The 24,838-nt window shown below is 62.1% G+C and carries 22 protein-coding genes; 17 read left to right on the top strand and 5 right to left on the bottom strand.

Annotation, left to right across the window (positions count from 1 at the left end):
* Positions 1–22: 22 nt before the first annotated feature.
* The 3 genes from O6760_RS09495 to acnA all read right to left on the bottom strand — a co-directional run bounded on the left by O6760_RS09495 (position 23) and on the right by acnA (position 4,907).
* Positions 23–166 carry a hypothetical protein gene (locus O6760_RS09495; RefSeq protein WP_269585135.1) on the bottom strand — a complete coding sequence of 48 codons (144 nt, stop codon included), beginning with the start codon at positions 164–166 and terminating at the stop codon, positions 23–25.
* Between the two features lie 50 nt (positions 167–216).
* Positions 217–2,085: a DUF1963 domain-containing protein gene (locus O6760_RS09490; protein WP_269585134.1), complete on the bottom strand. Its 1,869-nt coding sequence runs from the start codon at positions 2,083–2,085 to the stop codon at positions 217–219.
* Between the two features lie 146 nt (positions 2,086–2,231).
* Entirely contained in the window at positions 2,232–4,907 is a 2,676-nt protein-coding gene (acnA, locus tag O6760_RS09485; RefSeq protein WP_269585133.1) for an aconitate hydratase AcnA, read from the bottom strand.
* A 454-nt stretch (positions 4,908–5,361) separates the two neighbouring features.
* Here acnA and O6760_RS09480 point away from each other — a divergent pair, with 454 nt between their 5' ends.
* The 8 genes from O6760_RS09480 (at position 5,362) to O6760_RS09445 (ending at position 15,826) form a co-directional block, all read left to right on the top strand.
* Positions 5,362–8,154: a bifunctional aconitate hydratase 2/2-methylisocitrate dehydratase gene (locus O6760_RS09480; RefSeq protein WP_269585132.1), complete on the top strand. Its 2,793-nt coding sequence runs from the start codon at positions 5,362–5,364 to the stop codon at positions 8,152–8,154.
* Positions 8,155–8,621: 467 nt separating this feature from the next.
* A complete protein-coding gene (locus O6760_RS09475; RefSeq protein ID WP_269585131.1) occupies positions 8,622–9,362 on the top strand; it encodes a DUF4129 domain-containing protein in 741 nt (246 codons plus the stop codon).
* Positions 9,359–10,684: a hypothetical protein gene (locus O6760_RS09470; RefSeq protein WP_269585130.1), complete on the top strand. Its 1,326-nt coding sequence runs from the start codon at positions 9,359–9,361 to the stop codon at positions 10,682–10,684. The genes O6760_RS09475 and O6760_RS09470 overlap by 4 nt, the downstream gene beginning before the upstream one ends.
* Positions 10,674–11,630, top strand: coding sequence for an AAA family ATPase (locus tag O6760_RS09465; RefSeq protein WP_269585129.1), 957 nt, complete (start codon positions 10,674–10,676; stop codon positions 11,628–11,630). Before O6760_RS09470 ends, O6760_RS09465 begins: the two co-directional genes overlap by 11 nt.
* 53 nt (positions 11,631–11,683) lie before the next feature.
* Positions 11,684–12,925, top strand: coding sequence for a DUF58 domain-containing protein (locus O6760_RS09460; protein WP_269586247.1), 1,242 nt, complete (start codon positions 11,684–11,686; stop codon positions 12,923–12,925).
* Positions 12,925–13,923: a stage II sporulation protein M gene (locus O6760_RS09455; protein WP_269585128.1), complete on the top strand. Its 999-nt coding sequence runs from the start codon at positions 12,925–12,927 to the stop codon at positions 13,921–13,923. Before O6760_RS09460 ends, O6760_RS09455 begins: the two co-directional genes overlap by 1 nt.
* Positions 13,923–14,843 carry an RDD family protein gene (locus O6760_RS09450; protein WP_269585127.1) on the top strand — a complete coding sequence of 307 codons (921 nt, stop codon included), beginning with the start codon at positions 13,923–13,925 and terminating at the stop codon, positions 14,841–14,843. Before O6760_RS09455 ends, O6760_RS09450 begins: the two co-directional genes overlap by 1 nt.
* Before the next feature lie 107 nt (positions 14,844–14,950).
* Complete coding sequence (locus O6760_RS09445) at positions 14,951–15,826, top strand: hypothetical protein (protein ID WP_269585126.1); 876 nt, start codon at positions 14,951–14,953, stop codon at positions 15,824–15,826.
* A gap of 13 nt (positions 15,827–15,839) precedes the next feature.
* Here O6760_RS09445 and O6760_RS09440 read toward each other — a convergent pair whose 3' ends face one another.
* Complete coding sequence (locus O6760_RS09440; protein ID WP_269585125.1) at positions 15,840–16,751, bottom strand: flavoprotein; 912 nt, start codon at positions 16,749–16,751, stop codon at positions 15,840–15,842.
* A complete protein-coding gene (locus O6760_RS09435; protein WP_269585124.1) occupies positions 16,748–17,272 on the bottom strand; it encodes a hypothetical protein in 525 nt (174 codons plus the stop codon). The genes O6760_RS09440 and O6760_RS09435 overlap by 4 nt, the downstream gene beginning before the upstream one ends.
* A 731-nt stretch (positions 17,273–18,003) precedes the next feature.
* On the opposite strand from O6760_RS09435, the gene O6760_RS09430 reads away from it, so the two are divergent.
* The 9 genes from O6760_RS09430 to O6760_RS09390 all read left to right on the top strand — a co-directional run bounded on the left by O6760_RS09430 (position 18,004) and on the right by O6760_RS09390 (position 24,820).
* Positions 18,004–18,780, top strand: a complete 777-nt coding sequence (locus O6760_RS09430) for a hypothetical protein (RefSeq protein ID WP_269585123.1) — start codon at positions 18,004–18,006, stop codon at positions 18,778–18,780.
* Positions 18,781–18,877: 97 nt separating this feature from the next.
* Positions 18,878–19,594 carry a heme ABC exporter ATP-binding protein CcmA gene (gene ccmA, locus O6760_RS09425; protein ID WP_442969869.1) on the top strand — a complete coding sequence of 239 codons (717 nt, stop codon included), beginning with the start codon at positions 18,878–18,880 and terminating at the stop codon, positions 19,592–19,594.
* An 11-nt stretch (positions 19,595–19,605) separates the two neighbouring features.
* Positions 19,606–20,265, top strand: coding sequence for a heme exporter protein CcmB (gene ccmB / locus O6760_RS09420; RefSeq protein ID WP_269586245.1), 660 nt, complete (start codon positions 19,606–19,608; stop codon positions 20,263–20,265).
* 81 nt (positions 20,266–20,346) lie between these two features.
* A complete protein-coding gene (locus O6760_RS09415; RefSeq protein WP_269585122.1) occupies positions 20,347–21,114 on the top strand; it encodes a heme ABC transporter permease in 768 nt (255 codons plus the stop codon).
* Between the two features lie 4 nt (positions 21,115–21,118).
* Positions 21,119–21,301, top strand: coding sequence for a heme exporter protein CcmD (gene ccmD, locus O6760_RS09410; RefSeq protein WP_269585121.1), 183 nt, complete (start codon positions 21,119–21,121; stop codon positions 21,299–21,301).
* Positions 21,298–21,921 (top strand): DsbE family thiol:disulfide interchange protein, encoded by a 624-nt coding sequence (locus tag O6760_RS09405; protein ID WP_269585120.1) that lies wholly within the window; start codon positions 21,298–21,300, stop codon positions 21,919–21,921. The genes ccmD and O6760_RS09405 overlap by 4 nt, the downstream gene beginning before the upstream one ends.
* A gap of 129 nt (positions 21,922–22,050) precedes the next feature.
* Complete coding sequence (locus tag O6760_RS09400) at positions 22,051–22,824, top strand: DUF1223 domain-containing protein (protein WP_269585119.1); 774 nt, start codon at positions 22,051–22,053, stop codon at positions 22,822–22,824.
* Between the two features lie 228 nt (positions 22,825–23,052).
* Complete coding sequence (locus O6760_RS09395) at positions 23,053–23,946, top strand: cation diffusion facilitator family transporter (protein WP_269585118.1); 894 nt, start codon at positions 23,053–23,055, stop codon at positions 23,944–23,946.
* A 46-nt stretch (positions 23,947–23,992) separates the two neighbouring features.
* A complete protein-coding gene (locus O6760_RS09390; protein WP_269585117.1) occupies positions 23,993–24,820 on the top strand; it encodes an ABC transporter permease subunit in 828 nt (275 codons plus the stop codon).
* The last annotated feature ends 18 nt before the right edge of the window (positions 24,821–24,838 follow it).

The following is a 24,838-nucleotide window of genomic DNA, read 5'->3' as shown; positions in this document are numbered from 1 at the left end:
GCTTGACTGAAACTCAGCCCCCTCAGCCCGTCACCAGGTTCCGAAGCACGTAGTGCAGGATGCCGCCGGCCTTGATGTATTCCAGCTCGTCCTCAGTATCGACGCGGCACAGGCACTCGATGGTCTTGGTCGTACCGTCCTCGTAGGTGACCTCCACATCCATCATCTGGCGTGTCCCTTGGTCGGTAAATAAGTCCATCTGGCCGGAAAGCGTCCTCAGTAGCACTCGAGAACCGCAATTGCCTTTTCAAACCGCTCTTCAGCAAGGTCCTTCGGCGAAATACTGAAATGAACGATACCGGCATCACCCCACATCCAGTTCATGGCATTATCACCGGCAACGTGCAGTAACAAAGGCAAGGCGGTGGGGCCGATCTGAGGTGCGGACTGGAGCTCATCGAACTCTCCGCCAATCCGATGGGGGCGGTTGCCATAGAGCTGTCGCCAAAATGGTTCGAAGCGGACAATCACATCTCTCGGAATGAGCGCCCGGCGCTCCGGGTCGACGTAGTAATCCGCCACGAACTCACCAAGTTGGACGGAATTCGAATCGTAGAAGCTAAAGAGTGCCATCTCCTTTTCCTGCATTTTAATATTGTCGGGAACGCTCCTGGATTTCGAAAAATCATAATACACCCAATACCGGAAGATGAGCGCACTCAGGCGGGCTTTTATATCCGGCCAGGTGCCGACGGGAAGCGCAGTGTCGGTCTCCGGAGAAGGCAGCTCAAACTTCATTTCCCGGATCAGTCGGCGAGCGTCGATGCGCCAGTCCTCGAACGCCTCTGCCGTCTCGCGCTGATAGTTCCGCAGGGCGTCTGCGGACGGGAAGCGGTCCAACAAGGCCGCCTGACGTTTGGCGGTCTCAAGGTGCTGTTCCATCTTCTTGAGCCGGTCCCATTCTGCTCGGGACTCCTCGCGCTGAGGATTCTCTTCCTCCTGCAAGGCGTCGTTCAATGCCTTGATGCGCGCGGCAGCGCCCGGAATATCGGGTGTGAGCGCCGCCAGGACGTCCGGGTCCTTGAGACCTTTGTAGACCGGCTCGGGCATATCCGCCTCGAACGAGTACTTTGTGAGCCGCGCCTCGATATGGGAGAGAACCGCCAGCGCCATACGGGAGGTAAACGGATCGGAGGTCGGCCATCTTTCGTCCGACACTTCCTGACCTTCGTAAAGAACCCTGGCATAGTTGTCCGGCACCACCATGATCCTGCCATCAACTTCCTTTGGATCATTGGGCACGACCACAAGGTCCACCGGCCAGCGCCGCCAAGTCTTGGGAACCTCACCAACACCTTCCAGATATTGGTAGCTCGGGCCGGAGTAGTTTCCATCATGCACGGGACCGAGATCTGAGGGAGCGGTACGTTCCGTTCCCCACTCGTCGGTGTGGAGAATTCTGAAGGAGCCTTCATCCTCGGGAAAATGCTGGTTCGGGTCGTAGAAAAACAACAGCCAACCGTCCCTTGGACCCAACCCGCCCCACAGTTTTTCGGGAAGATCAGCACAGCAGATCTGTGCCAGGAAATGAAGCGGACGCTCGCCTTCGTCAGGATATTCGTGGGAAACGGATCGCGGCCAGGGAATACTCTCCGGCATCATGGGCAGCCCCCCCAACCAAGAGCGCGACGCCGCACCGTCGCGGATCGGCACCTGCCGGCGCAGGATCACGGAAACCGTTTCGAGCACCTTGTCCGGCACGTCCGCGCATTCGGTAGTCCGATTCGCGGCTTGGCCATGATTGGCATCGGAGGTGCCTTCTCGCCGCCCAAAAGTCTGCCGCCGGTTTTGCGTCGGCTGCCAATCGGTGTCATGTGCTGGGTCTAATGCTTGCGCCTTGCGAGATGCAACGGGTTCTTCCGCTTCATCCAGGATCCTGTCCATGCGCTGACGTTGATCCCTTGTTACATCAATCCATTGTTTCTGCCTGCTTCGCTTGGAAAAATGAACGTAGATGGATCGCACGATCGACGAGATCAGGACGTAGAGCACTCCTGCAACGCAGGCAGTTGCCCCAAGAAAAATAAAACCGGCTTCGGAAAAAATGCTCTCAAGCAAAGGCACCTCGAAATAGGTATCTGACAATATTGCCTAGTTTCTACTTCTCCGTGCCTAATACACGGTAAACACCACACATTCCGGAGTTCAAGCGGTTGCGCAGCTTTTTGGCTCGCATGCAAACGGGCCCCGAAGGGCCCGCTCATTCCTTGCCTGACTGAGACTCACACCCCTCAGCCCGTCACCAGGTTCCGGAGCACGTAGTGGAGGATGCCACCGGCCTTGATGTATTCCAGCTCGTCCTCGGTATCGACGCGGCACAGGCACTCGATGGTTTTCGTGGTGCCGTCCTCGTAGGTGACCTCCACATCCATCATCTGGCGCGGCTGGATGTCGGCGATGCCCTTGATGGTCACCCGTTCCTTGCCGGTGATGCCATGCGACTGCCAGCTCTCGCCTTCCTTGAAGGTGAGCGGGATGACGCCCATGCCGACCAGGTTGGAGCGGTGGATGCGCTCGAACGACTGGGCAATGACGGCGCGCACGCCAAGCAGGTTGGTGCCCTTGGCGGCCCAGTCACGCGATGAGCCGGTGCCGTATTCCTTGCCCGCGAACACGACCAGCGGAATGCCGGCTTGCCTGTATTCCATGCAGGCGTCGTAGATCCATTCCTTCTTGCCGTCCTTCATGGTGACGCCACCCTCGACGCCCGGCACCATCTGGTTCTTGATGCGGATATTGGCGAAGGTGCCGCGCATCATGACCTCGTGGTTGCCGCGGCGCGAGCCATAGGAGTTGAAGTCCTTCTGGGCAACCTGGTGTTCGGAGAGATACTGGCCCGCCGGGCTGTCCAGCTTGATCGCGCCCGCCGGCGAAATATGGTCCGTGGTGATCGAATCCAGGAACAGGCCCATCACGGCGGCATTCTCGATGTCCTGGAGCGGCTTCGGCTCCATGGTCATGCCTTCGAAATAGGGCGGGTTCTGCACATAGGTCGACCCGGACGGCCAGGTGTAGGTCAGCCCGCCCTCGACCTTGATGCCCTGCCAGTGTTCGTCGCCCTTGAAGACGTCGGAATAGCGGGTCCGGAACATCTCCTCGTTGATGGAGGCGCGGATCAGGTCGGTGATCTGTTCCGTGGTCGGCCAGATGTCCTTGAGGTACACCGGGTTGCCGTCCTTGTCCTCGCCCAGCGGATCCTCGGTGATGTTGATGTTGAGGTTGCCGGCAAGGGCGTAGGCGACCACCAGCGGCGGCGAGGCCAGGTAGTTGGCGCGCACATCCGGATTGACCCGGCCCTCGAAGTTGCGGTTGCCGGACAGAACCGAGCAGGCGATCAGGTCGTTGTCGTTGATCGCTTTGGAAATCGCCGGATCAAGCGGGCCGGAATTGCCGATACAGGTGGTGCAGCCGTAACCGGCAAGATCGAAGCCGAGGGCGTCGAGATCGTCCTGGAGACCCGCCTTTTCCAGGTAATCGGTCACCACCTGCGACCCGGGCGCCAGCGAGGTCTTGACCCACGGCTTGACGGCAAGGCCCTTTTCCATTGCGTTGCGCGCGACGAGACCGGCGCCGATCAGGACGGACGGGTTGGAGGTGTTGGTGCAGGAGGTGATCGCCGCGATGACGACGTCGCCGTTGCCGAGATCGTAATCCTTGCCCTCGACGGCAACACGCTTGGTCAGTTCGCCGGCCTTCTTGAATTCGTCCGCCATTGTCTTGGCAAAGCCGGTGGCCGCGTCCGACAGGTTGATGCGGTCCTGCGGACGCTTCGGACCGGAGATCGACGGCACGACGGTGGAGATGTCCAGTTCCAGCGTATCGGTAAACTCTGGCTCTTCGCTTCCCGCCCGGAACATGCCCTGGGCCTTGGAATATTCCTCGACCAGCGCGACACGGTCCTCGTCGCGGCCGGTTGCATGCAGGTATTTCAGCGTCTCGTTGTCGACCGGGAAGAAACCGCAGGTCGCGCCATATTCCGGCGCCATGTTGGCGATGGTGGCCGCGTCTTCCAGCGACAGATTGTCGAGGCCCGGACCGTAGAATTCAACGAACTTGCCGACCACGCCCTTCTGGCGCAGCATTTCGACGACCCGCAGAACAAGGTCGGTCGCGGTGATACCTTCATTCAGCTTGCCCGTCAGCTTGAAGCCGATGACCTCGGGGATCAGCATGGAGATCGGCTGGCCGAGCATGGCTGCTTCCGCCTCGATGCCGCCCACGCCCCAGCCGAGCACGGCAAGGCCGTTGACCATGGTCGTGTGCGAATCCGTACCCACCAGCGTGTCCGGATAGGCGATGGTTTCACCGCCCTCGTCCCGGGTCCAGACGGTCTGGGCCAGGTATTCCAGGTTGACCTGATGGCAGATGCCGGTTCCCGGGGGCACGGCGCGGAAATTGTTAAAGGCGGACTGGCCCCAGCGCAGGAACTCGTAGCGTTCCTGGTTGCGCTCGTATTCCAGCTCGACATTCTGGCGGAAGGCGTCCTTGGTGCCGAAATAGTCGACCATCACCGAGTGGTCGATGACCAGGTCGACCGGCACCAGCGGATTGACCTTCTCCGGGTCGCCGCCGAGTTTCACCGCCGCATCGCGCATGGCGGCGAGATCGACCACGGCCGGAACGCCGGTGAAGTCCTGCATCAGCACCCGGGCCGGGCGGTAGGAAATTTCGTGAGAGGATTTCCTTGTCTTCAGCCATTCGGCACAGGCGATGATGTCGTCCTTCGTGACCGAGCGCCCGTCTTCGAAACGCAACAGGTTCTCCAGCACGACTTTCAGCGAGAACGGCAGTCTGGACACACCGGAAAGACCGTTCTTCTCCGCCTCGGGGATGGAGAAATAGGTGTAGGTCTTGCCGCCTGCGGTCAGTGTCTTTTTGCACTTGAAGCTGTCGAGGGACTGGGTCACGACGTACGATCTCCTTGGATTGTGCTTAAAGCCCCGGCCGCGTTTGAACCGGTGCCTGGCATTAACTCTCCGGGCCCTGGAAACGAAGCTAAAACACTCCGCCGCCCGGTGCCCTGCCGCGGGGCCGCGATAGAGAGCCTCTCCCTCTTGTCGCCGCCGCAAATTGGTGCGCCGCACATATAGCAATCTTTGTCTGCCTTAACCAGACACGGCGCTTTGGCCTTCGGGATACTTAGGGTATTCATGCGGCACGGGGTAGGGGCGGGGTCCGGACTTTCGGGCCCTGCTGACAAAAGTCACACCCCCAAAAAGTTCATCCCTTCAGAGCCCGGAAAGATATTGCATACCATTGTATACTGAATTAAAACCGCGCTCAAATCGCTTGTCCCGGCGCGCCAGCCTCATGGCGGCCCGGTGAACAGGCTTCCTCCAACATCAGGACGCCGGAAACATCATGAGCTTGTATGAAGACTACCTGAAAGAGATCGAAACCCGCAAAGGCCAGGGCCTCCATCCCAAGCCGATCGAGGACGGCGCGCTTGTCAGCGAAATCGTCGCCCAGATCAAGGACACCGGCAACGCACACCGGCAGGATTCGCTCAAGTTCTTCATCTACAACACGCTGCCCGGCACCACGAGCGCGGCCGGTGAAAAGGCCAAGTTCCTGAAGGAAATCATTCTCGGCACGTCGGTCGTCGAGGAAATCACCCCGGCCTTCGCCTTCGAGCTGCTGTCCCACATGAAGGGCGGTCCGTCGGTCGAGGTCCTGCTTGACCTTGCCCTCGGCGACGACGCATCGGTCGCAAAGAATGCCGCCGAAGTCCTCAAGACCCAGGTCTTCCTCTACGAGGCCGATACGGACCGGCTGAAGGCCGCCTTCGAGGCCGGCAACGACATCGCCCGGGACATTCTTGAAAGCTACGCCCAGGCCGAGTTCTTCACCAAGCTTCCGGACATCGACGAGGAAATCAAGGTCGTCACCTATGTCGCCGCCGAAGGCGACATTTCCACCGACCTCCTGTCTCCCGGCAACCAGGCCCATTCCCGTTCCGACCGCGAGCTGCACGGCAAGTGCATGATCTCCGAGCAGGCGCAGAAGGAAATCGAGGCGCTGAAGCTGCAGCACCCGGACAAGCGCGTCATGCTGGTCGCCGAAAAGGGCACCATGGGCGTCGGGTCCTCGCGCATGTCCGGCGTAAACAACGTGGCCCTGTGGACCGGCAAGCCGGCCAGCCCCTATGTGCCCTTCGTCAACATTGCCCCGGTTGTTGCCGGCACCAACGGCATTTCGCCGATCTTCCTGACCACCGTCGGCGTGACCGGCGGCATCGGCATCGACCTGAAGAACTGGGTCAAGAAGATGGGCGACGACGGCAAGCCGATCCTGAACAATGACGACAGCCCGGTGCTGGAACAGAAATACTCCGTCGAGACCGGCACGGTTCTGACCATCAACACGAAGACCAAGAAACTTCTGAACGAGGCCGGCGATGAAGAGCTGGTCGACGTGTCCTCGTCCCTGACCCCGCAGAAGGTCGAGTTCATGAAGGCCGGCAGTTCCTATGCCATCGTCTTCGGCAAGAAGCTGCAGAGCTTCGCGGCAGAAACGCTCGGCATCGACCTGCCGCCCGTCTTCGCACCCGCCAAGGAAGTCTCCCACGAGGGACAGGGCCTGACGGCGGTCGAGAAGATCTTCAACCGGAATGCCGTCGGCGTCACCGAGGGCAAGACCCTGCACGCCGGCTCCGATGTCCGCGTCAAGGTGAACATCGTCGGCTCCCAGGACACGACCGGCCTGATGACCTCCCAGGAACTGGAAGCCATGGCCGCCACGGTGATTTCCCCGACTGTCGACGGCGCCTACCAGTCCGGCTGTCACACCGCCTCGGTCTGGGACCTGAAGGCGCAGGCCAACATTCCGAAACTCATGAAATTCATGAACAAGTTCGGCCTGATCACCGCGCGCGATCCGAACGATGTCTACCATCCGCTGACGGACGTGATCCACAAGGTGCTGAACGACATCACCATCGATGACTGGGCGATCATCATCGGCGGCGACAGCCACACCCGCATGTCCAAGGGCGTTGCCTTCGGCGCGGATTCGGGCACCGTCGCGCTGGCGCTGGCCACCGGTGAAGCCACCATGCCGATCCCCGAATCGGTCAAGGTGACCTTCAAGGGCACCATGAAGGATTACATGGATTTCCGCGACGTGGTCCACGCAACCCAGGCCCAGATGCTGAAGCAGTTCGGCGACAACGTCTTCCAGGGGCGCATCATCGAGGTCCATATCGGCACCCTGCTCGCCGACCAGGCCTTTACCTTCACCGACTGGACCGCCGAGATGAAGGCCAAGGCCTCCATCTGCATCTCCAACGATGACACGCTGATCGAGTCGCTTGAGATCGCCAAGAGCCGCATCCAGATCATGATCGACAAGGGCATGGACAACGCCAACAAGGTGCTCCAGGGCCTGATCGACAAGGCGAACAAGCGCATCGCCGAGATCCGCTCCGGCGAGAAACCGGCTCTGACCCCGGATGACAATGCGAAATATTTCGCGGAAGTCGTCGTCGACCTCGACCTGATCGACGAACCGATGATCGCCGATCCGGATGTCAACAACGAGGATGTCTCCAAGCGCTACACCCACGACACCATCCGCCCGGTCTCCTATTACCGAGGCGAAAAGAAGGTCGATCTCGGCTTTGTCGGCTCCTGCATGGTGCACAAGGGCGACATGAAGATCGTTGCCCAGATGCTGAAAAACCTCGAGAAAGCAAACGGCAAGGTCGAGTTCAAGGCCCCGCTTGTTGTCGCCGCGCCGACCTACAACATCATCGACGAGCTGAAGGCGGAAGGCGACTGGGAAATGCTGGAGAAATACTCCGGCTTCGAGTTTGACGACAGCGCGCCGAAAGCGACCGCCCGGACCGAATACGAGAACATCCTCTATCTCGAGCGCCCCGGCTGCAACCTGTGCATGGGCAACCAGGAAAAGGCCGCCAAGGGCGACACCGTCCTGGCGACGTCCACGCGCCTGTTCAAGGGCCGCGTCGTGGAGGATTCCTCCGAGAAAAAGGGAGAATCCCTGCTCGCCTCGACACCGGTCGTGGTGCTGTCCGCCATTCTCGGCCGCACGCCGAGCATCGAGGAGTACAAGGAAGCCGTCGAGGGCATCGACCTGACCAAGTTCGCGCCGCCGCTGCAGAAGCCGGCCGCCGCGCGGTCGGTGCACTTTTAGGAACTGGCACACTGCACTTTGACGGCCGCTGATACCCCCTCCGCCAAGGCTGAACAGCCAAGGCGGTGGACGGTGTCAGCGGCCGTTTCCCGTTCAGGAACAGTCCAGGCGCGCCTGTGCTCCTGTCAATCCTCGGAGGTTGAGTTCAACCACATTCGAGCAAGTGGCGGATCCTTCGAGGCGCCGCTGACGCGGCTACTCAGGATGACGCTCTTTTTGAAGCCAAGATCCTATCGCAATTACCACAATCGTCATCTTGAGGACGCGCGACAGCGCTGTCTCTAAGGATCGGTTACACGCATGGGCAATCACGCGTTCGCCCCAAAACAAACGTCATCCTGAGGAGGGCCGTCAGGTCCGTCTCGAAGGATCGGCCGCTTGTGCGGACAAAATGAAAACTCCGCAGGAATTGCCCTGTCAGCAGCTGTCTATTGCGCCGGTCTGACCTTGCCGGTAAGAAAACGGACATGCGCCGTTTTTCGCGATTTTTTATTTTTTTGTTCCTGATTGCCCCCTTGCCCCAGCCGATGGCGCAGGAGGCCGTTCGCGAACCTGTGCAGATCGGCCCGTCCGGAGAGGACTACCTGAAAACTCTGCGGTTCCGCGGCATCGACACGGATGTCGCCTATTTCGACCCAACGGCCCCCGCCCCCGAGCTGAAAACAGACCAGAAACCGAACGAGCCCGGTTCGCCGGATGGAAAGTCCTCGAACAACAGCTGGTCTTTTTCCTCCGAAGATTCGACAACCGCCCGATGGACGACCGGCTTGATCACCGCGTTGATCCTTCTCGCAATCGCCTATGTGTTCCTGCGCTTCGGCGGCAATATGGCCGTCTCGCTGAAACGCGAGGCAGGCAATGTGGGCAGAGACCGCAAGCGCGGTCCGGTCGAGGCGCCCGCATGGGCGACAAAAACGGGATCTCTTGAGGACATCCTGCGCATGAGCGACCGCCGCAAAGCCCTCGTCCTGCTCATGCGCAAGGCGCTGTCCGCATCGGTGAGCGCCAACGGCATTCTCATGCAGCGCAGCTGGACCGCGCGCGACGCCCTGCGTCATCTGCCGTCCACGCAGCGCCATCTCGACCGCTTGCGCGACCTTGTCCTGGCCAGCGAGCGTGTCCAGTTCGGGGGGCGGGATGTCTCTGAGGACGAGTTCCGGAACCACGTCGACACTTGCAGGACACTTCTGGGATCAGGCGCATCATGAGCGACGCGACCCAACCAGACACTCCGAAAGCCCCGCGCCTGGAAACGATGATCATCGCACTGGTCGGTGTGATTGTTCTGGGCGCAATCTGGTACGTGATGACCCAGCAGCAGCAGTCCCTGCGCCGCTCGCCAAGCGGTCTCGACGGGTTGCAGGTCTGGCTCGCGGCCAACGATGTCAGTGCCCAGAATTTTACCGGCGGCTGGCTGATCGACGAAACGACAGTCGGACTTCTGGTTCTGCCGGTCTATGACACCGGGCTCGACCAGGAACGCGCGCGGCCAACCAGTCCGGAAGAGCTGATCTTTCAGCAGGACGAATATGACCTGGCATCGTCGGTTATCCTGAAGAAGGCCAGCCGGGTTCCGGCATTGATCGTACTGCCCAAATGGCGCTCCGGCATGCGCCTGACCGGACTGGCCCACCCGGTGCTGGGCGTCCGGCCCGAGAGGATCTCGGCCACCTTGCGCAAGCTCACCGGTGACAGCAGCGCGTCGCCGGTCCGCGCCCGCGTCCCGTTCACGGATTTCGATTACGATGCCGGCAACGGCGACAGGCTGACGGCACGGATCTATGCCGCGCAGATGTTCCGGAGTGAGCGCTGCACGCCCATCATCGGACGCGACAACGCCATGCTTCTTGGCGAATGCCGTCTCGACGGTACCGGCGAGGACGATCCGAACAGCCGCGTGCTTGTCCTGTCCGACCCGGACCTCCTCGACAATCACGGCCTGCGCCTTGGCGACAACGCCAGGATCGCCCTGGACTTTTTGCGATCGAGGGCCGGAGAGGCCAACATCGTGATCGACTACAGCCGGGACGTCTGGCTGCGCGATCCTTATGTCGAGCCAAGGCGCGAACGGACCTGGGACGATCTGGCCCGCTTTTTCGGCCCGCCATTCCTGGCGCTCTGGGCCGGTGGCGGACTGCTTCTGGCCCTGTTCCTGTGGCGGTCCGCGCTCAGATACGGACCGATCCGTCCCGAACTGAACACCCCGGGTGCCGGCAAGGACATCGCCGTGCAGGCCCGGGCACGGCTGCTGCGCCTGTCCGGCCAGGATGGCCCCCTTGTACGCGAATACGCCGCGGCCCGGCTGGCGGCGACCGCGTCGGCGCTGTTCGGTCCGGCGCATGCGCGCCATTATTCGGGCGAACCCGCCTTCCTGGAATACACGGAACGCCGGCACCCGGCCCTGTCCCCGCGCTTGCGCAGCGTGCTTGACGGCATTCACAAGCTTCCGGCACGCCTGTCGGCATCGGAGGCCATTCACCACATCGACCAACTGGAACAGGTTTTGGAGCAAATCACCCATGACGCTTGACGCCTTGCGTGAACGCACAGAGGCCCTCAGGGCCGAGATCGGCCGCACGGTGCTCGGCCAGGACGAGGTCATCGACCTGATGCTGGTTGCACTTTTCGCCCGCGGCCACGTTCTTCTGGAGGGTCCTCCGGGAACCGCAAAGACGCTGCTGGCGCGGAGTTTCTCCGCGGCAATGGCGCTTGATTTCGGACGCATCCAGTTCACGCCCGACCTGATGCCGGGCGACGTGCTCGGCACCTCGATCTTCGATTTCCGCACCAATGCCTTTGTCCTGACCAAGGGTCCCGTCTTTTCCCAGGTCCTGCTGGCCGACGAGATCAACCGGGCCCCGCCCAAGACGCAGGCGGCGCTCCTGCAGGCCATGAGCGAACGCAAGGTCAGCATCGACGGCTCCGACCACTCGCTGGGCAGCGAATTCATCGTGATCGCCACCCAGAACCCGATCGAGCAACAGGGCACCTATCCCCTGCCGGAAGCCCAGCTCGACCGGTTCCTGTTCAAGCTTGTGATCGATTTTCCGCCCGAGGACGTCGAAATGGCGATCCTGCGCCAGCACGCCGCCGCCCCCCTGGAGGCAGGCCTCGAAACGGAGGGGCTGTCCAAGGTACTGGACGCGGCCGCTCTGGCGGAGACCCGCAGACTGGTCGACAGCATCATCCTCAAGGACGACATTCTTGCCTATGTCCTGCGCTTGATCCGCGCGACACGCGAAAGTTCGGAAATCGCCTTCGGCGCCTCGACACGCGCCGCGGACGCGCTGGCGAGCGCGGCACGGGCAACCGCGGCGCTCAACGGGCGCGACTACGCCATTCCGGACGATGTCAAACGGCTGTTCATTCCCGCGTTGCGCCACAGGATCGTGCTCGGCCCGGCGGCTGAGATCGAAGGCCGCAGCCCGGAACACGTGCTGGAGAACATTCTCAACCAGATTGAGGCACCCCGCTGATACGGCCGTCAAAAAGATTTCTTGTTCTCGGGCTGACCGCGCTCGTGCTGTCGATGATCGCGGTGGTGGCCGGTGGCGGCGCGCGGGATCTCGGCTGGCTGCCCTGGGCCGTTCTCGGACTGCTGGCAGCCGTCGATCTGGCGCTCTCCTTCCGCCGGCCGAAATCCCTTGACGTTGAATCGCCGGCAGAGATCTTCGTCGGCGAGACCGCGAAGCTGCGGTTCCGGATCAGCGGCGCGCCTCCTGGTCTCCAGGCAAAACTCGACTGGCCCGAAGGCCTCGCCGGCGGCGGCGAGTTCGCGTTCCAGGCCGGCGCCGATTCCACCGCCACGGCACAGGTTGCCTGCAAGGCCGTGCGCCGCGGGCTCTGGCGTTTCGAACATCTCTGGCTGCGCTGGACATCGCGGCTCAGGCTGCTGGAATTCGTGCCGCGCCTGACCGTCGGTGCGGAGATCCGCGTCGTGCCCAACATCCGCCTGGTCCAGTCCGGACAGATCACCACCACGGTCATGTCCACTCTTTACGGTGTGAAGGAAAACCGCGCCATCGGCGAGGGCTCGGAGTTCCAGCAGCTGCGCGACTTCGTGCCGGGCATGGACATCAAGACCATCGACTGGAAACGCTCCGCCCGCCGCCGCTCGCTCGTGGCCAAGGAACTGCGGGCCGAACGCAACCACCATGTGATCGTCGCGCTCGACAACGGCTACCTGATGCGTGAGGAAATCGGCGGCCTGCCGAAGATCGACCACGCAGTCACTGCCGCGCTGGCAACGGCCTGGGCGGCGTCGATCGGCGGCGACCTTGTCGGCCACTATTCCTATGACGTGAAGCCGCGCACCTTCTCCGCTCCCGCGCCCGGACGCACCGCCTTTGCGCGGCTGCGCAGCTGGACGGCGGAGCTGGACTATGTCAGCCGCGAAACCAACCACACGCTAGCCTTGACAGAGTTGAACGCGCGCACGCCCAAACGCAGCCTGATCATCATCTTCACCGACTTTGTCGACACGACCTCGGCCGAGTTGCTGGTGGAAAACATCGCCATCCTCGCCAAGCGCCATCTTCTGATCTTTGTCGCGCTGCGCGACCCGGATCTGGGAACCCTGGTGGAAACCGCGCCGGACGATCTGGACGGCGCCGCCGCGCTGGTCGCCGCCAATCAGGCGATCAACGAACGCCGTCTGGTGTTCGAACGGCTTGGCCGCCTCGGGGTGACGATTGTCGATGCCAAGCCCAGTGCCGTCACCGCGCGGCTCATTTCGGCCTATCTTGAGATCAAGGCACGGGAGTTGATCTGATGAACGGCGACGATCTGATCCGGTCCGCACGGTTCCGAAAGGAGCGGGAAGCCGACTGGCGGCGTCTTGAACAGCTGGTCATGGCAGCCGAAAGCCGGGGACTGCAGCATATGGATTTCGCGGAAACGCGGGACCTGGCATCGCTGTACCGCCAGGCCACCACGTCTCTTGCCATCGCCCGCGAGATCTCGCTCGACAAGGCTTTGCTCGGTTACCTGGAAGCGCTGACGGCGCGGGCCTATCTGTGTGTCTACGCGCCGCAGCAGCGTCTCGGCGGACTGATAGAACGTTTCTTCACCAGGAGTGCACCGCAGGCAATGCGCCGGTCGTGGCTCTATATCCTGCTGGGTTTCCTGTGCATGGCCCTGGGCACGCTTGCCGGGTATCTGCTTTATTTCGAGAACAACGACTGGTTCTACGTTTTCATGCCCTCGGAACTGTCGGGCGGGCGCGGGCCGGATGCGACCACCGAATCCCTGCGCGATTCCATCTATGGCCATGACACGGGGTCGACCGGCCTCGGTGCCTTCGCCACCTACCTGTTCTCGCACAACACCCGGATCGCCATCTTCGTGTTCGGCCTCGGCGTCTTTGCCTGCGCGCCGGCGATCCTGCTGACCTTCTACAACGGCCTCATTCTGGGTGCCTTTGTTGCCGTCCATGTCGACCGCGGCCTTGGCCCGGACATTGCCGGCTGGCTGTCCGTCCACGGCGTTACGGAACTCTCGGCCATCTGCATTGCCTGCGGCGGCGGACTGCAGCTGGGAGCGGCCCTGCTCTTTCCCGGCGACCGGACACGGGCCGAGGCCTTGCGCCTTGCCGGCAGGGATGCGGTCAAGCTGGCACTGGTGGCCGCCCTCATGCTGATTGTCGCCGCCGTGCTGGAAGGATTTGCCCGCCAACTGATCAATGAAACCGGGCCCCGCCTCGCGATCGGCTGGGGCGTGGGCGCGCTCTGGCTCGCCTGGTTCTGTCTCGCCGGACGGGAGCGCAGCTGATGTTCCGCCGCTGGAAAGAAAGCCGGCGGGCGCTGCCGTCCCCCGACACGCTGATGCCCCCGGAAGGCGTTCCCCTGACGCTGCCCATCGCCGGAGTGGGCGTGCGGCTTGCGGCGCAGATCACCGATATCATCATCACCACCATCGCGGCGGTGTGCCTTGTCATCCTGCTGCTGGTGACCAACCTCACCAGCCCGCAGACGATGGTCGCGGTCGGCGCCCTCCTGTTTTTCCTGATCCGCATCCCCTATTACGTCTGCGCGGAAATCGCCTGGAACGGCCAGACGCTCGGCAAACGCCTGATGAAGATCAAGGTGGTTTCCCATGACGGCGGCCCCCTGACCGCCCATGCACTGGTGCTGCGCAACCTGATGAAGGAAGCGGAGATATTCCTGCCCGGCACCCTGCTGCTGACGCTGGACGCCGCCACGCCGCTGGAATCGCTCGCGTCGCTCGTCTGGGTCCTGACCGCGCTGCTGATCCCGGTTTTCAATCGCTACCGCAGGCGTCTCGGCGACATGATGGCCGGCACCCATGTGATCCACCTGCCCGTGCCCGTGCTGCTGAAGGATCTCGCCAGCGAAGCCCCGCGTCCCTTGCAGAATGCCAAGAAAATCGTGTTCCTGGCGCATCAGCTCGACCATTACGGTGCCTTCGAGCTGCAGACGCTCGAAACCTTGCTCCGCAACCAGGGCACCCCACCAGGGTCGGTGTCCGCCACCCAGCGCGACGCCACCATCACGGCCATCGTGGAAAAGATCCGCAAGAAGATCGGCTACGCGGACCCGGTGCCACCGGCGGACCGGCTGCGCTTCCTGCAGGCCTTTTACAACGCTCAGCGCGAACATCTGGAACAGCGTCAGCTCTTCGGCGACAGGCGCGAGAACAAGCACTATGCCAAAGGGGATGCAGAGACCTGAAACAGGCAGCCGCCTTCAGACCTGATCGGCATGCCGCGCACAGCGATTGTATCCCTTGGCAATTCTCCCTATTTTGATCCGATCTTGTTCAGATTCAGATATTTCGGTTGGAACCATTGCACGACGATTACACCTCCGTTCAGCCTCCCCTTGCCGATTCCGCCTTCGAGAACCGACCCAGACAGCCCCTCGGCATCGGCGGTCTGATCACCGACAGCTTCGCCATCTTCTTTCGGCACGTCGTGATCATTTGCCTGATCGGTTTCGTCCCGATGCTCCTCGGCCAGGTGTTTCCAGCGCTGATACTGGGGGCCGCAACCGGACTTGCGGATGTGCAGACCAACCCGTTCGGCCCCGCCACATTCGCCGTCCCACTCGGGATGGGGGTTCTGCTTCTGGTGGTCTATATCCTGACCACGGCGATGGTGATTCAGCTCGCATATGACGAACAGCTCGGTCGCCGGATCAGGGTTGGCAGCTACATCCGGCCCACGCTGAGAGCACTTCCGGCCATTCTCATCCTGAGTGTCGCAATCACCCTGATCCTGTTCGTCTCCCAGGTCGTCCTGTCGCTGCTCGGCGCGGCCACACCGTATCTGCTTGTCGTGGGCATTCCGTTCCAGATTGGCTTCTTCTTGTGGATCCTGGCGGTCTTCTCGGTTTGCGCACCGGCTGTGATCTTCGAAAAGGCAGGCCTGCGCGGTCTTGCGCGCAGTGCCCGGCTGACCCGCGAGTACCGGTGGCCGATCGTTGGCACACTGGTGCTGACCAGCCTGCTCGTCCTGGTGTTCTATCTTGTTGTCGGCGGCGTGATCATGGTTTTCTCCATGGTGACCGGCGGGCTGATCGGCGCGCTTTTCTTCGGCCTGCTGTCGACGGCAGGAACCAGCATTCTCGTGATCACCGTGACGCTGATCTACACCCGCTTGCGCGAGATCAAGGAAGGCATCGGCCTCGACCAGATCGCCACCGTATTCGATTGACCGCGCCGACCGGCTACATCCGCGCTCCTTCGCCGTGGGAAACGATGGCGGAAAGCGTTTGCATCAATGCGCCCGGTCCGGCCCAGAGCGTTCCGTGACCGCCGTACCCCAATGGCGCACCAGCCTTGAAGTCGGCAGCAGCGATTAGAACAGTCGGTTCCATGATGTAGCGGCCGTCGCCGCGCAATCGCTCGGCGTTGCGCTGAACCCCCGGGTTGGACCACATGGCTTCGTTCATGGCAGGACAGATGAGGACTGGCGCACGAGACGCCGTGATTGTCAGCGACAAGAGGTCCGAACAGGCGCTTCGGGCGACACGGTCCATGCAGTGGGCAGTGGCCGGCAACACGCAGATGATGCCTGCCGACTTGGCAAGGTTGACGTGAGGAACCCTGAGCCCGTCCTGCCGTTCGAACCCGTCCGACCAGCATCGAACACCATAGGATTCCAGCAGGTCACGGGTCAGGAAGCGCTGTGCCGTTTCGGACAGGATGACGTCCAGCTGCTGCTGGAAACCAGCCAGGACCAGGCTGAGGATTGTCTGGGGGATCAGGCCCGAGATCACCGATCCGGTACATCCGAGCAAGAGATGCCCCACCATGTCGGCCGGTGGCGAGAGATGGAAGGCGGGGCATGCGGCCATGCACTCGTCGCGGTGCTTCAGAAGCATCTCCGGCGTCCGGTCGGCCAGCAGATGTTCCTCTGCGACAAGCCGCTCAAGCAGTGGATCGTCAAACTCCGGCGGGGGAACCACCGCGTGGCGGGGGGATGGTCCGGCGAGGTCCTGCAAAAACCTGGACCAGTCGGCCGGACGCTCGACGGAAACACGGGCGGGCGCGCCCGAGGTGCCAATGAAGAACACGCTGTTGCGTCCCGTCAGGACCACATGCGAGGGGTTGCGCATCAGATATTGGACCGCGCTCATGGCGCTGCCTTTGAATGGGCCCTGGTTGCCGCTGCATGTTCCCGCCGGTACACCAGGCGCCGCTGGCGCTGACCACGAAAGTCGATATCGAAGCCGCCACATTCGACAAAGCCCAGACGATCGCTCAGGTAGCGGATCGCACCGATGCGGCGGCGGGTGCGGATGAAGAGCCTGGGACAATCAGCCAACTCACGCGCACCAAGCCAGTGTTCGAACAGATACCTTGCGAGGCTGGGGTTGATCGGATGCCGATTCAGCAAAAGCCAGCCCTCGGTGCCCGGTGTGACCCGGCTCCCCTGCGCGTCCGGCGCTATTCCGATGAATGCAAGCAGCCCGTCTCCGGGCGTTGCCTGCCAGGGGTCAAGCCCGTAGGCCTGAATAAGGTCCGGTGTCAGGACCGCCCCCAGGACACAGCCCACCACCTTGTTCATGCAAACGGCCGCAGTGACGACCGGCCGGTCGCCCAATCTGCTGATCACGCCAACCGCACTGTCCGGGTCCGATTCGTTGCCGACAGGCATCGGCGTTTCCCGCCAGATTCCGGAAGAGAACGCCTCCGACAGACAAACGGCAACAGCCTCCTTGTCCGGGATGGTCTCCAAGACACGGATAAAAGTATCTGGCCGCTGAATGTCCATGCTGGGTGCCCCGCTGGATATTAATTCTCCGAATGCAAGTCATTCTGTCTTCAACGCATTGGCGTCCAGGCACACAACCAGGTTCCATGTTTGCATGGTCTTTTTTGCGACGCTGCTCTACCGGCGGCGTCGTAGCTCGACCGCGGATCCGGCAAGGCCGTCAGGAAATGGCCTTTTCAGTCGTTGGTACGAAATGTCCAACTTGAAGCCTGCAATTCCGGGGGTCTGGCGGCCAGTGTTCCGGACACAATGGTCGCTACCCACACAGCAGGATTCCAACGCATCCACAGTCATCGGGCTGGCAAAAGGATACATGCATCCCCCATTCGCCGAAAAGACTGACAACATTACCGACCGCCGGACGAAACCCATCCTGTCGAAGCTGCCGACCGGCAATGAGGGATGATCGCAACCGCAAATAGTCCAAAACAGGAGATGTGCAGCTGCTCCGGATCGGGCCTGTCCCGCGATAGAAACAACAGCCCGTGCTTGAGGCGTTTCCCCATTAGACTTATGGTGTAGGCGCATAATAAGAAACTTCACCGCCTCGGCGGGCTGGCAACTGGAATTCCCATCCTTTTAGAAACTTTTATTAGAAGAAACGGAGTAATCGAATGACCGATGCGAGCGTGGGTCAGCCAAGTGCGCCCCTTGGAGCAGGTTCGATAATCAGCGAAAGCTTTTCGATCCTCTTCGGCAAATTCATCCAGGTCGTGATCATCACATTTGTGCCGCTTGTCCTCGGCCTGCTCGTGTCCAGCGCCCTGAACGGCCCTGAAGTTGCGATCGGGTTGGCAGAACCGGATTTCTCCGCTCCCGGCGCCGGGATCGGGTTCGCATTGGCAACGATTGTCAATCTCGTGGTGTATACCCTCACGACCGCCCTGCTGATCCAGCTGGCCTATGACGCGAAGCTCGGCCGGCCCGTGCAGATCGGCCGCTATATCGGCCCCGCATTAAGCGTGATCGTGCCGCTCGCGATCCTGAGTATTGTCGCGACCCTTCTTTTCGCCATCGGTTTTGCCCTCTTTGTCGTGCCCGGGCTCTGGATCTACGCGGTCTTCTCGGTGATGGCCCCCGCCGTTGTCATCGAGCGCGTCGGCTTCGGCGGACTGGGCCGGAGCGCCTCGCTCACCAAGGGGTACCGGTGGCCGATCGTCGGGACCTACTTCATTGCCTTCATCGTCGTGATCATCATCAACGTCGTCGCAGGTCTGCTTGTGGGACTGATTGCCACCGTTGGCGGTATCGTCGTCGGGATCATCCTGTTCGCCGCCCTGTCGACCATCGGCACCGGCCTTATCGGGATCATGGCCTCCCTGATCTACGCCCGGTTGCGTGAGATCAAGGAAGGTGTCAGCGTCGATCAGATCGCTTCGGTCTTCGAATGATCCGCTGTTGAAGCGCGGCTGCAGGCAGCCGCGACCGCAGACGAAATCCCCGCCCGGGTCCTTGACAAGGATTAAGGCGGGGATTTTTTCTTGCGCCATGACTGTCCTGGCCTCTAACAAGACAAGATCAAGCGTCAGCCGGAGCAGCCCCCTGGAACTCATCGCCGAAAACCTGACCATCGATCGCGGCGGACGCCGGGTGTTTCAGGATCTCTCTTTCTCGCTGGCCGGCGGCACGGCTCTTGTGGTGACCGGCGCCAACGGCATTGGCAAGTCCTCGCTGCTGCGCACCCTCGCCGGTCTGGTGCCTCTTGCCGGGGGCTCCCTGCGCATCGAAAACGGCGAGACAGACCGCACGCCTTCCGAGCACGCGCATTATTTCGGCCACCAGAATGCCGTCAAACCGGCCCTGTCTGTCCTGGAGAACCTCGCCTTCTGGCAGAGTTTCACCGGAACCGTGCGCCCCGAAAGCTATTGGGGCAGCGCAATTCATCCGGCTGAAGCACTCTCCACGCTGGGCATCGGCCATACCGCACAGCTGCCGGCCGGCTACCTTTCCGCCGGCCAGACCCGCCGGCTTGCCCTGGCCCGGCTCCTGGTGACGCCCCGCCCAGTTTGGCTGATGGACGAACCGACGTCGGCCCTGGACAAGGCTTCCGAGGGTCAACTTCTTGGCTTCATGGACGCACACCTGGCGGCTGGCGGACTGATCGTGACCGCGACCCACACCGACCTGCCCCTGTCCAGAACCAAGGTGCTGCATCTGCAGGCCGGGGAACCGTCGCTGCAGCCTGCCGGGGAGCTCCAGTCATGACTTCCTCCTGGATCCTTGCCCTGTTTCAGCGCGACCTGCGCCTCGCCGTCCGGGTGGGCGGCAGCGCGCTGGTCGGCGTCCTCTTTTTCCTGGCCGTTGTCACGGTGATCCCTTTCGGCGTCGGCCCGGATCTCAACCTGCTGGCCCGCATCGGACCCGCCATCCTGTGGATCGGCGCCCTGCTGGCAACGCTGCTGGGCCTGGACCGGCTGTTTCAGGCGGACCGCGACGACGGCACGCTGGACCTGATGCTGATGGCCGGCCGGCCTCTCGAAGTGGTCGTCCTGATCAAGTGCCTGGCACACTGGGTCGCCACCGGCCTGCCGCTCGTGGTCGCCGCACCGCTGCTCGGCATCTTCCTCAATCTCGATCCCGTCGCCATGGGTGCTGTCACGCTGACGCTGCTGGTGGGCACGCCAGCGCTGACCCTGATCGGCGCCATCGGCGCCTCGCTGACGGTGTCGCTCCGCCGAGGCGGCCTGCTCCTGGCCGTGCTGGTGGTTCCCCTGGCGATTCCGGTGCTGATTTTCGGGGTCAGCTCTGCGGACGCGGCCCTGCATGACCCGGTACCGTTCCTGACACCGTTCCTGATCCTGTGCGCCCTGTCGCTGATTGCCGCGGTTGTCGGCCCGGTCGCGTCCGCCATGGCCCTCAGGTTTTCCGCCGAATGAGACGGAATTGACCAAACGCAATGCGGCGCTGCGGCAGACTGGTGCATTGATGCGGACAACGCTCTAGATTAGAACGGTTCCATGGCAATCTGGGATTACGCAAATCCGACGCGGTTCATGAGGCTGGCAGATCTGGTTCTGCCCTGGCTGATAGGCCTGTGCGTCCTCGCTTTCGCTGCCGGCCTCTACATGGGTTTCTTCGTGTCGCCGGAAGACTATCAACAGGGTGACACGGTCCGGATCATGTACATCCACGTGCCCGCCGCCTGGCTGAGCATGATGTGCTATTCCATCATGGCGCTGTCATCGCTCGGCACCCTGGTCTGGAAACACCCGCTCGCGGACGTTTCCGCCAAATGCGCCGCGCCGATCGGCGCCGCCTTCACCTTCATGGCGCTGGTGACCGGCTCGCTCTGGGGCAAACCCATGTGGGGCACATACTGGGTCTGGGATGCGCGCCTGACCTCGGTGCTCGTACTCCTGATCATGTATCTCGGCCTGATGACGCTTTGGCGGACGATGGACGACCCGATAAAAGCCGGCAAGGCCGCGGCGGTTCTGACGCTGGTCGGTGCGCTCAACCTGCCGATCATCAAGTTCTCGGTCGACTGGTGGAACACCTTGCACCAGCCCGCCAGTGTCATGCGCATGGACGGACCGACCATTCACCCGGACCTGCTGTGGCCGCTTATGGTGATGGCCGTGGCCTTTACGCTCCTGTTTTTCGTGCTGCACCTGATGGCCATGCGCAACGAAATCCTGCGCCGGCGGGTGCGTGCGCTGCGTCTGCGCGCAGCCAGTGCCGCGAGCCCCGGTACGGCGGCCGCAACTGCCCAGCCCGCGGAGTAACACCATGGACCTCGGACCTCACGCCGGTTTCATCATCATGTCCTACGGGCTGTGCCTTGCGACGGTGCTGGCCCTGATCGCCTGGGTGCGCATCGACAAGGCGGTCCAGGAAAAGGCCCTGAAGGACCTCGCCGCGCAAGGTATTTCCCGGGCGCGTCCGGACGGCAAGGATCAACAACACCCATGACCACCCCCGACACCGGCGCTGACGCGCAAAACGGCTCTGGGAACGGGACCGGCAAACGAAGGTTTCCGGTTCTGGTCCTGCTGCCACTGGTGGTCTTCGCCGCCCTGGCCGCCCTGTTTCTGTTCCAGCTGACGCTGGGTGGCGACCCGCAGAAAATTCCTTCCGCGCTGATCAACAAGCCGGCACCCGATTTCAGCCTGCCGCCCGTGGAAGGCCTTTCCGCCGATGGCAAGCCGGTGCCCGGTTTCGGCCGTGAAGACCTCACGGGCAAGGTGTCCGTCGTCAACGTGTTCGCATCCTGGTGTGTGCCCTGCCGCCAGGAACATCCGCTGCTGGAGGAGCTCGCCACGGTCGACGGCATCCAGCTCGTCGGTATCAATTACAAGGACAAGCCGGAAAATGCCCGCCGTTTCCTGGGAAGCCTTGGAAATCCGTACGACCTGATCGGCGCGGATTCAGGCGGGCGGACAGCGATCGAGTGGGGTGTCTATGGTGTGCCGGAGACCTTTATCGTCGATGCCGACGGCATGATCCGCTACAAGTTCATCGGCCCGCTCAGCCCGACATCCTACCGCGATGTCTTCATGCCGGAACTGAAGAAAGTGATGGCCGGCGGCTGACACCTGCTTGTGCGGCCGCCTCACAAATCCGCGAGATTGCCGGCAAAGCCCGAAAGTCACCGCCTCGTGACTCGCGATTGACTGTCCCATTGCATATTTTAGGGGCACTCAAACAAGGGAAAGAGCCAAATGGTGGGAATACTGTCCCGGAAAGCCCTCAGTGCTTTCCGATCCGGATGTGTTGTCGTCGCCGGAATAATCGCCTTCTCGGCCGCTTCGACAGGCGCAAACGCGCAGCCCGAGAAGGTCATCGAGCTGTTCACCAGCCAGGGCTGTTCGTCCTGCCCGCCCGCCGACCGGCTGGCCGAAAGGCTGGTCGAGCAGGAAGATGACATTCTCACCGTACTCCTGCCGGTCGACTACTGGGACTATCTCGGTTGGAAGGACACACTCGCGAGCCCGGCTCACTCGCAACGCCAGCGCGCCTATGCCGCCCGCCGGGGCGACCGTTCCGTCTACACACCACAGATGGTGGTCAACGGTGACGAGCATGTTGTGGGCAGCCGTGAGCGAGATGTCCGCGCCGCCCTTGCCCGCACCGAACCCTTCACCGCCGATGTCGATCTGAAGATCTCCGACATGGTTGTCCAGGCGACGGTCGACGGAACCCTGCCCCACGGCCGCAAGATGGCAACGATCTATTTCCTGAGCATCAAGGAAGAGGCTCTTGTCGATGTCGGCCGCGGCGAAAATGCCGGCAGGAAGCTCCGCTATGTCAACGTTGTGCAACACCTCCAGCCGATTGGCATGTGGTCGGGCGGTCAGGAAACCTTCCGGATGCCGAAGTCGAAACTCATGCTGAAGGATGATGTACGCTGCGCCGTGCTCGTCCAGATCGAGGACCGGGATGGCCCCGGTTCGATCGTCGGCGCTGCGGTCATGGACTGGAAGGGCGGCCTTTGACCGCCGTCACCATGTGTGACCGAAAGTCAATTCTCCTGCGAAATCCACCCGCTGGCACCCGGTAGCGGGTTGCCACTTGGGCAGAAACTGATACCCCTTGCCCGGACCGGTCGCCACGCACCGGACCGCCCCGTCCGCGCTCGACGGGCGGTCCCGGCCAGGAAGGACCGGTCGTGACCGTTGATTTCCGCCCGCAAGGGCGGGAAATGATCGACTTGGGGGACTGGCATGGACCTGAGCCACAAGCTCCGGATTGCCTCGTTGAGCATTGTTGTCGGCCTGATCGTGCTTGGTCTCAAGACCGGAGCCTATCTGCTCACCGGGTCTGTGGCCCTCTATTCCGATGCGCTCGAAACCACCGTCAACATTGCTTCTTCCATCGCCGCGCTTGCCGCCGTCTGGTTCGCCGCCAAACCCGCCGACAGCAACCACCCCTATGGTCACGACAAGGTTGAGTATTTCGCAGCCGTGCTGGTCGGCGTAATGATCGTGCTCGCCGCCCTGTCGATTTTCCGGGAGGCCTGGCTCGGCTTTGTCCATGGCGACAGCCCGGTCTATTCCCCCCCGGGCATTGCCATGAATGTCGTGGCGGCACTGATAAACGCGGCATGGGCCCGCTACCTGATGAAATACGGCCGCAAGGCCCGTTCCCCGGCACTCGTTGCCGACGGCAAGCACCTGATGACCGATGTCGTCACTTCGGCCGGCGTCCTGGCCGGCGTCGTCCTGGTCATGCTGACGGGCTGGAAGGTGCTCGACCCCGCCCTGGCGGTTCTGGTCGGTCTGGCGGTGCTCTGGTCCGGTTGGGAACTGGTCAAGGAATCCATCGGCGGCCTGATGGATGAGGCAGCCTCCGCCGACGTGCTGGAAAAGATCCGGCTGCTGATCGCCGAACACGGTGAAGGCGCGCTCGAGGCCCATGACCTGCGAACCCGGATCGCCGGCCGTTCGATCTTCGTCGATTTTCATCTGGTGGTTCCCGGCAGCCTGTCCGTGAAGGATGCCCACGACATCTGCGACCGCATAGAGGAAGCCATTAGCGAAGACGTGCCGGGCGCCCGCATCACCATTCATGTCGAACCCGAACACAAGGCCAAACACTCTGGAATCGTTGTGCTGTAGGCTTCCCTTACGCACACCGCCCTCACATTCTCTAGGACGACCCACAATGATTTCCTGGCGGCGATGGCACGCCCAACTTGTCGATCATATCGTTCTCATCGCCGGAGCATTGTTCATGGTGCTGCCGGTCTATGCGCTGTTTGCCGCCACGACCCATGCACCGGGCGAACGGATCAGGCCCCGGCTGGATCCCGGCGGAAGCGGCCTGGAAAACTACCTGGAGTTTCTCACATCAAGTGCCGGATTTTCCGGTGACGTCACCACCGTGTCCATGCTCTTGAACTCGTTTTTCCTCGGCGCGGGTTTTGCCGGCCTGAAGGTTGCCCTGTCCTTGCTGGCCGCCTATGCGCTGATTTATTTCCGGATTCGCTTTTCCACCGCCATTTTTGCCGTGCTGCTGTTGACCTTGATGTTGCCGCTGGAATCCCGGTTTCTGCCGACCTACGCGGTGGTCGCAGACCTGGGGCTGGTGAATTCGCGGGCCGGCCTCATTCTGCCGCTGGCCGCTTCGGGCCTCGGCACGCTGTTTTTCCGCCAGTTCCTGATGACCGTGCCGGATGCCCTGGTGGAATCGGCAAGGCTCGACGGCGCCGGTCCTCTCAAGTTTTTCAAGGACATCCTGCTGCCCCTGTCCGTACCGACCGCCGCCGCCCTGTTTCTGGTCCTGTTCGTCAACGGGTGGAACCAGTATCTGTGGCCGGTCATGGTCACGTCCGAGGAAGGCACCTACACGCTGGTGCGCGGCATGCAGTTTTTCGGCACGACCAGTGCGCGCGGAACGATGCTCGCGATTGTCGCGATCCTGCCGCCGGCCCTGCTTGTCATCTTGTTTCAACGACAGGTCGTTAAAGGACTTTTTGACGGCTCTCACTGACAATCGGGCTTTCACGGA

The sequence above is a fragment of the Roseibium sp. Sym1 genome, assembly GCF_027359675.1.
Lineage (GTDB): Bacteria > Pseudomonadota > Alphaproteobacteria > Rhizobiales > Stappiaceae > Roseibium.
Note: the sequence above shows the minus strand (reverse complement) of the source record. Positions and strands in the feature narration are given on the sequence as shown.

What these genes read in the sequence shown, in the direction of transcription:
- O6760_RS09470 (WP_269585130.1), top strand. Translation starts at nt 9,359, where the DNA reads ATGAGCGACGCGACCCAACCAGACACTCCGAAAGCCCCGCGCCTGGAA.
- O6760_RS09480 (WP_269585132.1), top strand. Translation starts at nt 5,362, where the DNA reads ATGAGCTTGTATGAAGACTACCTGAAAGAGATCGAAACCCGCAAAGGC.
- O6760_RS09405 (WP_269585120.1), top strand. Translation starts at nt 21,298, where the DNA reads ATGACCACCCCCGACACCGGCGCTGACGCGCAAAACGGCTCTGGGAAC.
- O6760_RS09465 (WP_269585129.1), top strand. Translation starts at nt 10,674, where the DNA reads ATGACGCTTGACGCCTTGCGTGAACGCACAGAGGCCCTCAGGGCCGAG.
- O6760_RS09435 (WP_269585124.1), bottom strand. Translation starts at nt 17,272, where the DNA reads ATGCCTGTCGGCAACGAATCGGACCCGGACAGTGCGGTTGGCGTGATC.
- O6760_RS09460 (WP_269586247.1), top strand. Translation starts at nt 11,684, where the DNA reads ATGATCGCGGTGGTGGCCGGTGGCGGCGCGCGGGATCTCGGCTGGCTG.
- O6760_RS09440 (WP_269585125.1), bottom strand. Translation starts at nt 16,751, where the DNA reads ATGAGCGCGGTCCAATATCTGATGCGCAACCCCTCGCATGTGGTCCTG.
- O6760_RS09475 (WP_269585131.1), top strand. Translation starts at nt 8,622, where the DNA reads ATGCGCCGTTTTTCGCGATTTTTTATTTTTTTGTTCCTGATTGCCCCC.
- O6760_RS09390 (WP_269585117.1), top strand. Translation starts at nt 23,993, where the DNA reads ATGATTTCCTGGCGGCGATGGCACGCCCAACTTGTCGATCATATCGTT.
- O6760_RS09415 (WP_269585122.1), top strand. Translation starts at nt 20,347, where the DNA reads ATGGCAATCTGGGATTACGCAAATCCGACGCGGTTCATGAGGCTGGCA.
- O6760_RS09495 (WP_269585135.1), bottom strand. Translation starts at nt 166, where the DNA reads ATGATGGATGTGGAGGTCACCTACGAGGACGGTACGACCAAGACCATC.
- O6760_RS09450 (WP_269585127.1), top strand. Translation starts at nt 13,923, where the DNA reads ATGTTCCGCCGCTGGAAAGAAAGCCGGCGGGCGCTGCCGTCCCCCGAC.
- O6760_RS09400 (WP_269585119.1), top strand. Translation starts at nt 22,051, where the DNA reads ATGGTGGGAATACTGTCCCGGAAAGCCCTCAGTGCTTTCCGATCCGGA.
- O6760_RS09455 (WP_269585128.1), top strand. Translation starts at nt 12,925, where the DNA reads ATGAACGGCGACGATCTGATCCGGTCCGCACGGTTCCGAAAGGAGCGG.
- O6760_RS09395 (WP_269585118.1), top strand. Translation starts at nt 23,053, where the DNA reads ATGGACCTGAGCCACAAGCTCCGGATTGCCTCGTTGAGCATTGTTGTC.
- O6760_RS09430 (WP_269585123.1), top strand. Translation starts at nt 18,004, where the DNA reads ATGACCGATGCGAGCGTGGGTCAGCCAAGTGCGCCCCTTGGAGCAGGT.
- ccmD (WP_269585121.1), top strand. Translation starts at nt 21,119, where the DNA reads ATGGACCTCGGACCTCACGCCGGTTTCATCATCATGTCCTACGGGCTG.
- ccmA (WP_442969869.1), top strand. Translation starts at nt 18,878, where the DNA reads ATGACTGTCCTGGCCTCTAACAAGACAAGATCAAGCGTCAGCCGGAGC.